This window comes from Spongiivirga citrea, assembly GCF_010671565.1.
Classification (GTDB): Bacteria; Bacteroidota; Bacteroidia; order Flavobacteriales; family Flavobacteriaceae; genus Spongiivirga; species Spongiivirga citrea.
In genome coordinates this window covers 84,194-97,141 of sequence record NZ_JAABOQ010000004.1, presented here as the reverse complement: position 1 = coordinate 97,141, position 12,948 = coordinate 84,194, and the positions used below count along the sequence as shown (strand labels likewise).

Below are 12,948 nucleotides of genomic sequence, written 5' to 3'. Positions count from 1 at the left end.
AATAATATATTAAAAATTAGCTCTATCGTACTTACTGTTCCAAATTAGTGTATTAAAACTCTTTCCTAACGCAAAACCGTAAAAAAGTACTACACCTACTACCGATTTTAACATGAATAAAAATAGCATCAGAAATTCGGTATTTGACGCACCATTTTTAGAGAAAATCCCAGTAGGAATTATACTTGTTAGTAGGTAACTAACCAAAATCATTACAAACATTAGGTTAGGAAATGATTTAAAAGGCATCATCAATAACTTCCTGAGTGGATGCAAATCATTACCCCATTTATGAATAAGATAGAAATAACCGTTACCTATTGGGGTAAATAACAAAGGATCATCCGCCTTTTCCAACTTAAATAATTTCGACGGTGCGATAATCTTAAAAGAATCAATCTCAATATTATGAGATTTTTCAAGCGCTTTAATTTCGCTAATGGCTCTTTGAGGAATTTTTGACTTGAAATATTTTGAATCTAAAAACCGAAGACGATAATCAATACAAATTTTCTTTATCTGAGCGATATGATAAATGCGATTGCTGTCGAGTAGTTCAAAATCAAAATTGTTGTAGGGCATTGAAGGGGCGCCTTTGATCGCTTTTTCAATTCGTTCTTCCTTCGATGCTTCTTTCTCCAAAACGGCATATACCTGAGAAAGAATATCAACGTCTTTTAAATCACGTTTGCGAGCCCTAGAAAGGGCATTTTCGATATTCGTTTTTTTAAGGAGCATTTTCTTTTTCTTTAGCTCCTCTAAGATAGTGCTTTACGAAATGTCAACCAAACTAAAAATCGCCAGAGCTATTATTGTTATAGCGATTTTTTAATATTATTAGTGTGATAGAATAGTTATCGCAATTGCGCTTCCAGTTGTTTTTCAAAATTCTGCTGCAGTTTGCCCATGATCTTATCGATCTGCTTATCGGTCAAAGTCTTGTTCTCGTCTTGTAATGTGAAACTTACTGCGTACGACTTTTTACCTTTAGGAAGCTTTTTTCCTTCATATACATCGAATAAACCAACTTTTTTAAGAAGCTTGCGTTCCGTTTTTAATGCGATGTCGTATACTTCCTTAAAGCTCACTTGCTGATCGAGTAGCAAAGCAAAATCACGTCGCACTTCAGGATATTTAGGGATATCGGTGAACATAATTTTGTTGTTCTTAAGCATTTTTATAACCGATTGCCAGTCAATATTTGCATAAAAGACTTCCTGCTCAATCCCAAAATGACTCAGAATTGATTTTTTAACTACTCCCAACGAGGCAACTTCTTTATTATTAACAATTAGTGAAATCCCTTCGCTAAAAACGTCAGAGGTCGCTGGATTTTCGTCAATATTCTGAACTCCTAGCCTATGTAAAAGAGCGATAACAGTACCTTTTAATTGAAAGAAATCACCTTTTTTAGTTGAAGTTGTCCAACTTTCGGCATTTTTATTTCCAGAAATGAAAATGGAAAGACACTTTTTCTCAACCCGTTTTTCATTACTATAATGATAGGTCTTTCCAAATTCGAATAACTTAAGATCTGACCGTCTTCGGTTAATATTATGAATTACGGTTTCAAGTCCGGAAAACAATAACGATTGCCTTAATACCGATAGATCATTACTTAACGGGTTCAGCATACTAATATTTTCTTCTTCCTTCAAATCATTAGAAAGATTAACGTAGCTCGGTGATGTAAGTGAATTAGAAAGAATCTCATAAAATCCTTGTCCTGCAAGTTGATTACCTGCAACATTTTGAACTCTATGATCATCTAATTTATCAACATGGGCTACCGACGCGTTGATCTTAGTGCCAAATGAAATATTGTTGTAACCGTAAACACGTAAAATCTCTTCAATTACATCTGCTTCGCGAACAACATCAACACGATAAGCCGGAATGGTAAGTCCGATTCCACTTTCGGTAACGTTGTTTACCTTAATATCTAAAGACATTAAAATATTCTTGATCTTTTCTTTAGGAATCTCCTCACCGATAAGCTTCGCTGTATTCTCAAAAGACAAAAATACCTGATGATCTTCTATCTTATTCGGATAGATATCCACTAAATCACTGGTAATTTCACCACCAGCTAATTCCATAATCAAGTTGGCTGCGCGTTTAAGAGCGTAGTCCGTTATATTAGGATCAATACCACGCTCGAATCGGAACGAAGCATCCGTACTAAGACCATGTCTTTTTGCACTTTTTCTTATAGAAACTGGATTAAAATAGGCACTTTCAAGGAAAATACTAGTAGTATTCTCAGTAACTCCTGATTTTATTCCGCCAAAAACACCGGCGATACACATTGGCTTTTCAGCATCACAAATCATTAAGTCGTCTTTATCGAGTGTGCGCTCTACTTCATCTAGTGTAGTAAATTTTGTTCCTGCTGGAACAGTTTTGACAATAACTTTATTGCCTTTTATTTTAACAGCATCAAAAGCATGTAGTGGTTGTCCTAAATCATGAAGCACATAATTTGTAACGTCTACAACATTATTTATTGGACTCAAACCTATTGATTTCAATCGATTTTTAAGCCAATCGGGTGATTCTTTTACTTCAATTCCAGAAATTGTAACCCCACAATAACGAGGTGCTAACTCTTTATCCTCAACTACAACGTCCATCTTTAGGCTTCTATTCTCAACATGAAAACTGCTTACAGATGGAGTGATAATCTGAGCCATGACATCGTGCTGCTGCAACCCTGCTTTTAAGTCTCTAGCAACACCCCAATGACTCATTGCATCAGCACGGTTTGGTGTAAGACCAATTTCAAAAACAACATCGTTTTCAACATCAAAAACCTCAATCGCAGGAGTCCCAGGTATTAAACCTTCGTCTAACACCATGATGCCATCGTGACCCTTACCAAGCCCTAGTTCGTCTTCAGCACATATCATACCTTGGCTCTCTTCTCCCCGTATCTTACCTTTTTTAATGGTCCATGCTTCTCCTTTATCATCATAAAGCGTGGTTCCAATAGTGGCTACAGGGACCTTTTGGCCTTGGGCAACATTGGGAGCCCCACAAACTATTTGCAAGGGCTGTTCAGTTCCTATATCAACGGTAGTCAATTTAAGTCTATCGGCATTTGGGTGCTGTTCGCAGCTAAGAACATGACCTACTACAATACCTTTTAACCCACCTTTTACTGACTCAAACTCTTCAATACCCTCTATTTCGAGACCAAGATCAGTAAGCAATTCACCGGTTTTTTCAGCATTCCATCCGATTTTTATAAATTGACTGAGCCAGTTATATGAGATTTTCATTGATGTATGATAATTTTAAAGATGCCAAAGATACTATAATGCTAATTGCTGTCAAACCTGATTTGACAATCATTTAATATCTTTGATTTAGAATAATTTATTAATAATTATAAACCAAAATGCGATGAAGATTATTTCAAAATTGTTAGTAATTCTTCTTGTTTTTTCCTTGACTTCATGTGTCGACAAGAAAAAAGAGGAAGCAGAAGTGAAAGCTGCAGTTGAAAAGGTTGATTCTTTAGAGTCAGAAGTTCAGAAGCTTGGAAAAGAAATTGACACTAAAACCAAAGAGCTAGAAGATAGTCTTCAAGAGCTTGATAGTATTTAATTTTAAAAACAAAAATCAAGATGAAAAAATTCAGATATGTAATGATTTTGTGTGCGCTATTTGCTTTTTTAGGAACAAGCGTGACCATGGCCCAAGGAAAAGCTAAAGGCAAAGAAAAGAAGGAAATGGCTCAGGATAAGATTAAAAAGGCCAAGAAGGAAGGCAAAGGCAAGGCTTCTGACGCTAAAAACAAGTCCAAGGAGATCAAGGAAAAGGGTAAAGAGATGCAGGAGAAAGGGAAGGAAATGAAGGAAAAAGGCAAAGATAAAGTCAAAAAAATTAAAAAGGAAGGAGAAGATGCAGTTGATGATGTCAAGGAAAAAGTTGAAAAAGTAAAAGAGGATAAAATTAGTGACGGAAATGCCTACGGAAAAAACAAAAATGGATTAAGTGGTCGGGAGTTTGGTCAGGCCAGAGCTGCTGAAGCAAAACAGAAAATAAAAGAGCAGGAGGAAGAAATCATGCGTAGTGAAGAAACAGTCAGAAACGGAAGAGAAAAGATTCAGAAAGCAAAAGAAAGGCTTGAAAAAATAAAAACAGAAAAATCTGAGGATGTAGAAGAAATCACTAAAAAAGAAGAAAAAATAACCAAGGCTGAAGAAAAAATGAATGAGTTGGATGCCATTATTAAAAAGGGAAAAGAGCGCTTGAAAAAACAGAAAGAAGTTTTGGAAGGGGTCTTACCAAAAAAAGAATAATTAGTACCTCATGATTAATTATAAAAAGCATTCTTTGGAATGCTTTTTTTTGTAAGTTTTTTGTTGTTTTTTCGATTTAACTGAAAATCTTTAACATGGTTCGATCTTTATTAGCATTTTTTATCTTCTTTTTAGCTGTTTCTTGCAAGGAAACAAAAACTGAATACTCCCTTGAAAAAGGGACATGGCGGGCTGCTTTAGAAGTTCAAGATGATGAAATTTTGCCATTTATTTTTGAAGTAAATGACAACGGAACACTTACCATATTTAATGCAGAAGAACACATAGAAGTTGACGAAATAGAGATCGATGGCGACTCTATTATTATAAAAGCACCAGTTTTTGAAGGATACCTAGCTGGAAAATTTGTTGATAACAAGACAATTAAAGGTGATTTTATCAAAGAAAGCCTTGATCGCATTGTTCCTTTTACGCTAACCCATGGAAATAACGAGCGTTTTAAAATAGCGGAGAAGACTAGTAATAGTATTAGCGGGAATTGGGAAACCGTTTTTAGTCCGAATATTGAAGAAGACCGATACATTGCTAAAGGCATGTTTAGGCAAAATGAAAATGGGATAGTTACAGGAACATTTAGAACCACCACCGGCGACTATCGTTATTTAGAAGGGGTTTTAGATGGAAGTGAATTGAGTCTATCGGCCTTTGATGGTGGACATGCATTTTTATTTAAAGCCACAGTAACTGATAGTACCATGAATGGGGTTTTCTACTCCGGAAATCATTTTAAAGAGCCTTTTGTAGCTAAGAGAAATGAGAATTACGAGTTGCCTAGCGATTATTCATTAACCTATTTAAAAGAAGGTTATGATAAATTTGAGTTTAGTTTTCCAGATATAGACGGAAATATGATTTCATTGTCTGATGATAGATTTAAAGATAAAGTTATTTTAGTTCAAATTTTGGGCTCTTGGTGCCCTAATTGTTTAGATGAAACCAAGTTTTACGCTCCTTTTTATAAAGCCAATAAAAACAGAGGCCTTGAAATTGTAGGTTTGAATTTTGAGTATGCGAAAACAGAGGAAAAAGCATACAAAAGCATGAATCGTTTAGCTGAAAAAATCGATGTTACATATCCGTTGCTGTTGGCACAATATGGTACGTCGGATAAAAAAACAGCAGCAGAGAAATTACCGATGTTAAATCATATTATATCATATCCCACAACAATCTACATCGATAAAAAGGGGAATGTTCGTAAAATTCATACTGGATACAATGGGCCTGCAACTGGTGAAAAGCATCTTGAGTTCAAGAAGGAGTTTACGGAGTTTATTGATGTTCTTCTAGCCGAATAAAACAATAGAATAGTATCCAATGTCACTTCGAGCGTTTTTTCAGAGGAACGAAAGAAAAAATGTATCAAGAAGCTTTTGCGAGCCAATCTTTACGGATTTGTAATACGAAGTGTCACAAAGAATCACTAAGACTCACAAAGAGTTGGGTTCGAGATTGTATAAACTCACTACTAAAAAGAAAACCTGCAAGGTTTCAAAAGCCTTACAGGTTATATATGTCTAACAGCGAAACGATCTAATATCTAGAAGCGATAGCGGTCTAATCTCTAATTATTCAGCATAACAGGCATTACCAGCATGGTAATCTGCTCACCTTCATCTAAACCGTCAATAGGGGTTAAGATTCCTGCTCGGTTTGGCAATGACATTTCTAATTGAACGTCATTAGCATTTAGATTATTCAGCATTTCAATTAAGAAACGGGAGTTGAATCCGATTTGAATATCGTCACCTTGGTAATCGCAATTCAAGCGCTCTTCAGCCTTGTTGCTGTAGTCAATATCTTCGGCAGAGATATTTAACTCAGCACCTGCTATTTTTAGTCGAAGTTGGTGCGTAGTTTTATTAGAGAAAATAGAAACACGTCTTGACGAGTTTAAGAACTGGTTACGTTCCACAGTCAGTTTATTCGGATTCTCTTTTGGTATTACAGCTTCGTAGTTTGGATATTTTCCATCAATCAATCGGCTTACCAATTCTGTATTCTCAAATGAGAATTTACAGTTGCTATCGTTGTACTCTACTTTAACTTCAACATCATTACCTGCTAAAATACTTTTCAACAAGTTAAGTGGCTTTTTAGGCATAATGAATTCAGCAACCTCTGAAGCAGCGATATCATCTCGTGTATATTTTACCAACTTATGAGCATCAGTAGCAACAAATGTCAAGTTCTGTGGTGAAAACTGAAAGAATACACCCGACATCACCGGGCGTAAATCATCATTTCCAGCTGCAAAAATTGTCTTGCTAATAGCTGTTGCTAGTACATCACCCACAATAGTCGTAGAACTCGGATTATCAAGAGTTACTGTCTTTGGAAATTCAGCACCATCGGCGTATGCAACCGCATATTTACCGTGATTCGAGCTAATTTCTATCGTATTATTGTCCTGTACCACAAAAGTAAGTGGCTGTTCAGGAAACGTTTTTAGGGTATCAAGTAATAAACGCGCCGGTACTGCAATATTACCAGTAGCATCCGACTCTACTTCTAAAACCGATGACATTGTAGTTTCTAGGTCTGAAGCAGAAACCTTTAAAGATGAATTGTCCAATTCGAACAAAAAGTTATCTAAAATAGGAAGGGTATTACTGTTATTAATAACACCACCTAATACCTGTAAGTGCTTTAGTAAGTATGTACTTGATACGATGAATTTCATGTGAAGCGAACTCTAATTTTAATTACTGACAAATATAGCTAATCCCTTTGTTAGCTAAAACAAACTTATTAACATTTCTACCGATACTTTTTCCTTCTGAAAAGGTTGAATACAAATCCAAACAGCCCTAAAACAATCAATGGAACAACAAGATTAATTGCTTGCCATTTTGTTCGTTCTTCAACCACCTTTTGTTGATCTAAAAATGCGATCTTAATTTCTTTTGATCGAATGTTGATTAAGCCATCATCATTTAAAAGATAGTTGACGGAATTCAACAAAAACTCCTTATTTCCGTATTGTTGACCTGTCCATCTATCAAAACCAAGTTCTAAAGGTCTTCCTTGTTGAAACTGGTTTTTTATAACGTCACCATCGGCAACAACAATCATTTTACCCGCTTTACCGTCTTCAACTATAGAATCCATTTTGAATGGCTTAATCCTATTTTTATATACGGAGGTAAACTTCCCTTCTAGTAGGACCGCTAATGGAATATGTCCAGCGGTATAACTTTTTAAGTTCGGTTCTTGCTGAACAATATCCAATGAAATCAGTTGTGGAGTCCCCACCGTTTTGGTAGCGGCAGAACTTTGCAATAAGATCGTCTTAGTGATGTTATTTTTAAGCGTATCGATTTGGTTTGCAAAATCGAATTTCACTAAGTTGATATTATTAGAAATAGGATGGTTATTGGCAGCATCTGCGAGCGGCGAGTAAAACCACTTTACAGGAACAAAACGGGCATTGTTACCCTGACCTTGCGCTAAGGTAATAGGAGCTGAATATAGATCATTCACCAAAACTGGATTTATGCGTACACCGTATTTAAATAGCATATCGTTTAAATTCAAATCACGATTAAATGCTAGGGCTTCACCATTTTGACGTAAACTATCTGTTTCCATATTTACGGCATCTAATAGCCATAGGCTACTTTTTCCTTTCATAATAAACTGATCCAGAATCAATTTTTCTTTATCAGAAAAGGCATCTGTTGGTTTTGCAACGATGGCAAGGTCAAAACGATCTAGGTTTTTTAGAATTCTTCCAGGTTGGTCATATAATGAATCGAGATCGAAAGGTGCTATAAAATACGATTCTTTTAAGGTGGAAAGAAAGTCAATTAAATATTTATCCTCTAGCTCACCATTGCCTTTTAAAATTGCAATTTTTCGCTTTTTAGGATTAACTAGTCGGCTGAAACCATCGGCAAAGGCATATTCCAATTGTTGAATAGAATTAGCAACGCGCTGTTCCTGATCTGCACCAAGTTTGTTTTTCATTAATGGGATGCGAACTGTTCTATTTTGATAGTTGGCCATTGCCCATGGCACTATTAGTTCTTGCGAAGTTTTCCCATTTTCAGTAACAGTTACATTGGCGGGCGTTAGTCCCAGTTGCACCAATTGTTGAGTAACAGCATCAGTATTTTCTTCCTCCTCAAAAGGATTTATAAAGTTGAATTGAATATTGCTGTTGTTATTCTTAAACTCAGTGAGGAGCTGCTTTGTCTCTTGTTGAAGTCGCTTAAATTCTGAAGGAAAATCGCCTTTTAAGAAGACATCGATAAAAACAGGCGAACTGGCATTATCTATGGTGGCGATCGAAGCTTCTGACAAGGTATAACGATCATCTTCAGTAAGATCAAAACGTTTATTGGCCGTAAACCCCAGTCCAACTAAAAAGCCCAGAACGACAATTGGTAAGGCATATTTTTTAGCATCTATTTTTTGATCCAGCAATAGCTGAGTAGCAATTAGAAAGAGTAGCGTCAGACCTATGAAGTAGCAGATATCTGCAATACTTACAACACCACGTCCCATACTTTCGTAATGGGAGTTAATCCCAAAATTTTCAACTAGTAAATCGGCAGATCCGAATAATTCGAAGCCAGCAATGCCTTCAAACCCTAAGTAAAAAAGGAAACAAATAAAGACGCCACTTACAAAGGCAATAATTTGATTTTGGGTAATTGCCGAAGCAAACGAGCCGATTGCTGTGTAAACAGATGCCACCAGTATAAGCCCAATATAGGAGCCTAAAACGCTACCGCTATCAAACGATCCTTCGGGATTGCCCAATTTTGAAATGGTCAATACATATAACAATGAGGGTATTAAAGCGAGTAGTGTAAGAAAGAACGCAGCCAAATATTTTGCTAGTACAATTTTAAATCGACCTATGGGTTTTATCAACAATAAGTCGAGTGTACCCTGCTTTTTTTCTTCTGAAAAACTTCGCATGCAAATCGCAGGAATAAGAAATAATAAGACCCATGGGGCTAATCGGAAAAAGCCAGAAAGGTCTGCAAAGCCTGAATTAAGTATATTGAATTCGCCATTAAATATCCACAAGAAAAGGCCTGTAACCAAAAGAAAAATGGCAATAACCAAATAACCAATTGGTGAGGAGAAAAAACTACTTATTTCTTTTTTTAAGATGCTAATCATATTGTTTTATTCAGCTTGGGGGTTATCTACTTTGTAAAGTCTATCTACAGACCAAGCTTCTGGTTTATTATTAAAAAGTGCTTTGGTCGCTTTCCACACGATACCAAAATAATCAGAATTACGATACGCATTCAAATGATCTTCACTTTGCCAATAGCTATAGGTGAAGAATATGTAGGGTGTTTTCTTATCTCGATATAACTCCAAATGTTCACAACCTTTAAACCCTCGAATTTTTGATTTGCTGTTATTGAAAATCTCAATAAAGTCATCCGTTTTTTCTGGATCAAAGCTCATTTTTACAATTCGTACCAACATCTAGTTGAAATTTATTGTTATTGTATCTCGATAGTCTAGCGCATATAAAGACGAAGCACCGCCTACGGTTTGCGGATTACTTTTGTAAATGGCGACTTCTAAAAATGAAGCTGAATTAAATACAATCAATCCACTACCATCCACTTGTCGTTCGTTTGCAGGAATATCAAAATTTACAAAGTCACTGTAGTTGTTATATATCTTGGTAAAACGATGGTTTCTTACAGAAATTTCAAACGCCCGAGTTTTACCGATATCTTCAAATAATTTTTTGGTAATATTGGTTACGACGTTTCCATAATTGTCAATATAAATTACATTTCCAATTATCTGACTTCCATCATTACTCACAGCAGGTTGTATGGTTGTAAGTTCTTTAATTGTTCCAGCGGGTTTGCCAATAACATCTAATGTACCACCACGCGCGATATGGCAGGCAACTTTTACAAATACATCGAGCACGGTAAAACTGGTTTGCATGGTGTTATGAATATTGATCTCTACCATTTTTTCAGCCACAAATGCCGAACTGATCATGGAAATAATTCCATTATTAGCACAAACAAAATAATGACCGTCCATTTTTAAGGCAATATGCCTATTCTCTGGTGTCAACTCGGCATCAATACCAATAATATGAATACTACCAGCAGGAAAGCTTTTGTAAGCATTTTGAATGATGTATGCAGCTTCTTGAATATTAAAAGGAGAAACATCATGAGAAACATCAACAACCATTGCATTTTCGAGTTCGCTATAAATAGCACCTTTAACCGCAGCGGCGAAGTGATCTTTTTTACCAAAATCCGTGGTTAGGGTAATTATAGGCGTTGGCAAATTGTTGATATTTTTTTAATTAGACGGATGTAAAAAAACGTAAGTTTGTGTACTTGACGAAAGTAATTTTTTTAGCTTGAAGATAAAAAGCGTTATCAAAAAAGTTACCCACAAACCACGGTGTATATCGTCATATTAATAAGAATGTCATAATTTAAAATAGATCGCATTTGAACGAACTGACTATCGAACTTTCTGAGATTACCCCAAGAGATTTCTTCGGACAACAAAATGTAAACATTCAATTACTAAAAAAGTACTTTCCCAAGCTTAAAATTGTTGCACGTGGTAACAAGATAAAAGCCTATGGTGATGAAGAAATGCTAGAAGAGTTTGATAAGCGTCTTGAAATGCTGTTAGCGCATTTCGGAAAGTACAACAAGCTGGACGAAAATGTGATCGAACGTGTTTTGACTAGTGCGAGCAGTGCCGACTATCAAACGTCTAAAGAAAGTGGAGCTGTACTTGTACACGGAGTAAGCGGTCGTTTAATCAAGCCACAAACTGCTAACCAACGGAAGTTAGTTGAACTGACGCATAAAAATGACCTTGTATTCGCAATTGGTCCAGCAGGTACTGGTAAAACATATACTGGTGTAGCGCTAGCGGTCCAAGCATTGAAAAACAAGGAGGTTAAAAGAATTATTTTAACGCGCCCTGCGGTAGAGGCTGGAGAAAATCTTGGTTTCTTACCAGGTGACTTAAAGGAAAAGCTCGATCCGTATATGCAACCATTATATGACGCACTGCGTGACATGATTCCAGCGGAAAAATTAGAAGCTCATATAGAAAAAGGAATTATTCAAATAGCACCCTTAGCATTTATGCGAGGGCGTACATTGGATAATGCATTTGTTATTTTGGATGAAGCACAGAATACAACTCATGCGCAAATGAAAATGTTTTTAACCAGAATGGGTAAAAATGCCAAGTTCATGATTACTGGTGATCCTGGTCAGATTGATTTACCAAGAAGAGTTATTTCCGGATTAAAAGAAGCACTATTGGTACTAAAAAATACCGAAGGCGTAGGCATGATATTTTTAGATGATAAGGATGTGATTAGACATAAACTGGTTAAAAAGATTATTGCTGCCTATAAATCGATTGAAAACCGAGATTAATAATTAGACCAAATGTCAGTTCGAGTGATTTTTCTGAGGCACGAAAGAAAAATTGTATCGAGAACCTTATTTCTAGAATTAGATATCTTGGACTCTGATGCATCTCGATACAATTTTAACGCTCACTGCCGTTCGAGTTAAAATCACTCGATGTGACATTTGGAACATATTAAATTTTATAATGACTTTTGAAAGCCAAAAACATTCTGGGACTTTCGAATTTTACACTTTTATACTGAGCAAAAATGAACACTATTACCGATACCAACTTTAATTTCCCCGGTCAACAATCCGTTTACAAAGGAAAAGTAAGAGAAGTATACAGCATCAATGAAGATTTATTGGTTATGATTGCTACCGATCGCCTTTCGGCTTTTGATGTGGTTATGCCTAAAGGAATTCCGTTTAAAGGCCAAATTTTAAATCAGATTGCAACCAAGTTCATGAAGCAAACAGAGGATTTGGTTCCTAACTGGTTAATCGATACTCCGGATCCTAATGTTGCGGTAGGACATCGATGTGAGCCTTTTATGGTTGAAATGGTAATTCGTGGCTATTTAAGTGGACATGCCGCTCGTGAATATAAGGCCGGAAAACGAATGTTATGTGGTGTTGAAATGCCGGAAGGAATGATTGAGAATGATAAATTTCCTTCACCGATCATAACACCAGCGACCAAGGCAGAACAGGGTGATCATGACGAAGATATTTCAAGAGAAGATATTTTGGCAAGAGGTATCGTTTCAGAAGAAGATTATCTCATTTTAGAAGATTATACAAGAAAATTATTCCAACGAGGAACGGAGATAGCAGCACAACGCGGACTTATTTTGGTAGACACCAAATATGAATTTGGAAAAACCAAAGACGGAAAGATCGTACTGATCGATGAGATTCACACACCCGATTCTTCGCGTTACTTTTATGCTGACGGTTATCAAGAAAGGCAAGCCAAAGCTGAACCACAAAAGCAACTATCGAAAGAATTTGTACGTCAATGGCTAATAAGTAATGATTTTCAGGGTTTAGATGGGCAGACTGTACCTGAAATGAGTGATGACTATATCAAAACTGTATCTGACCGGTATATTGAATTGTACGAAAACATCATGGGCGAGTCTTTTGTTAAGGCAGACGTAAGCAATATTCATGAGCGAATAGAAAAAAATGTGCTTGGGTTTTTAAACGCATAATCTCATTTTATA

11 protein-coding genes are annotated in these 12,948 nt (G+C 36.2%); 5 read left to right on the top strand and 6 right to left on the bottom strand.

Going from position 1 to position 12,948, the window contains the following annotated elements; translation table 11 throughout:
- Positions 1-9: 9 nt before the first annotated feature.
- The gene (locus tag GWK10_RS09815) at positions 10-738 is read right to left on the bottom strand and encodes a hypothetical protein (RefSeq protein ID WP_164032103.1); all 729 of its coding nucleotides are present in this window, start codon (positions 736-738) and stop codon (positions 10-12) included.
- Positions 739-854: 116 nt separating this feature from the next.
- Positions 855-3,281, bottom strand: coding sequence for a phenylalanine--tRNA ligase subunit beta (gene pheT / locus GWK10_RS09810; RefSeq protein WP_164032101.1), 2,427 nt, complete (start codon positions 3,279-3,281; stop codon positions 855-857).
- A 124-nt stretch (positions 3,282-3,405) separates the two neighbouring features.
- On the opposite strand from pheT, the gene GWK10_RS09805 reads away from it, so the two are divergent.
- The 3 genes from GWK10_RS09805 to GWK10_RS09795 all read left to right on the top strand — a co-directional run bounded on the left by GWK10_RS09805 (position 3,406) and on the right by GWK10_RS09795 (position 5,626).
- The gene (locus GWK10_RS09805) at positions 3,406-3,609 is read left to right on the top strand and encodes a DUF4348 domain-containing protein (RefSeq protein WP_164032099.1); all 204 of its coding nucleotides are present in this window, start codon (positions 3,406-3,408) and stop codon (positions 3,607-3,609) included.
- Positions 3,610-3,629: 20 nt separating this feature from the next.
- Entirely contained in the window at positions 3,630-4,307 is a 678-nt protein-coding gene (locus GWK10_RS09800) for a hypothetical protein (RefSeq protein WP_164032097.1), read from the top strand.
- A 95-nt stretch (positions 4,308-4,402) separates the two neighbouring features.
- Positions 4,403-5,626 carry a peroxiredoxin family protein gene (locus GWK10_RS09795; protein WP_164032095.1) on the top strand — a complete coding sequence of 408 codons (1,224 nt, stop codon included), beginning with the start codon at positions 4,403-4,405 and terminating at the stop codon, positions 5,624-5,626.
- 266 nt (positions 5,627-5,892) lie between these two features.
- Here GWK10_RS09795 and dnaN read toward each other — a convergent pair whose 3' ends face one another.
- The 4 genes from dnaN to GWK10_RS09775 all read right to left on the bottom strand — a co-directional run bounded on the left by dnaN (position 5,893) and on the right by GWK10_RS09775 (position 10,619).
- On the bottom strand, positions 5,893-7,011 hold the full coding sequence (gene dnaN / locus GWK10_RS09790; RefSeq protein ID WP_164032092.1) for a DNA polymerase III subunit beta: 1,119 nt from the start codon (positions 7,009-7,011) through the stop codon (positions 5,893-5,895).
- A gap of 77 nt (positions 7,012-7,088) precedes the next feature.
- Positions 7,089-9,464, bottom strand: coding sequence for a gliding motility-associated ABC transporter substrate-binding protein GldG (gldG, locus tag GWK10_RS09785; RefSeq protein ID WP_164032089.1), 2,376 nt, complete (start codon positions 9,462-9,464; stop codon positions 7,089-7,091).
- Positions 9,465-9,470: 6 nt separating this feature from the next.
- Positions 9,471-9,782, bottom strand: a complete 312-nt coding sequence (locus tag GWK10_RS09780) for a putative quinol monooxygenase (protein ID WP_164032086.1) — start codon at positions 9,780-9,782, stop codon at positions 9,471-9,473.
- Complete coding sequence (locus GWK10_RS09775; RefSeq protein WP_164032084.1) at positions 9,783-10,619, bottom strand: SAM hydrolase/SAM-dependent halogenase family protein; 837 nt, start codon at positions 10,617-10,619, stop codon at positions 9,783-9,785.
- 170 nt (positions 10,620-10,789) lie between these two features.
- Between GWK10_RS09775 and GWK10_RS09770 the strand changes: the two genes are divergently transcribed.
- Together GWK10_RS09770 and GWK10_RS09765 are read left to right on the top strand one after the other, a co-directional pair.
- Complete coding sequence (locus tag GWK10_RS09770) at positions 10,790-11,743, top strand: PhoH family protein (protein ID WP_164032082.1); 954 nt, start codon at positions 10,790-10,792, stop codon at positions 11,741-11,743.
- Between the two features lie 245 nt (positions 11,744-11,988).
- Entirely contained in the window at positions 11,989-12,936 is a 948-nt protein-coding gene (locus GWK10_RS09765; protein WP_164032080.1) for a phosphoribosylaminoimidazolesuccinocarboxamide synthase, read from the top strand.
- Positions 12,937-12,948: the final 12 nt, after the last annotated feature.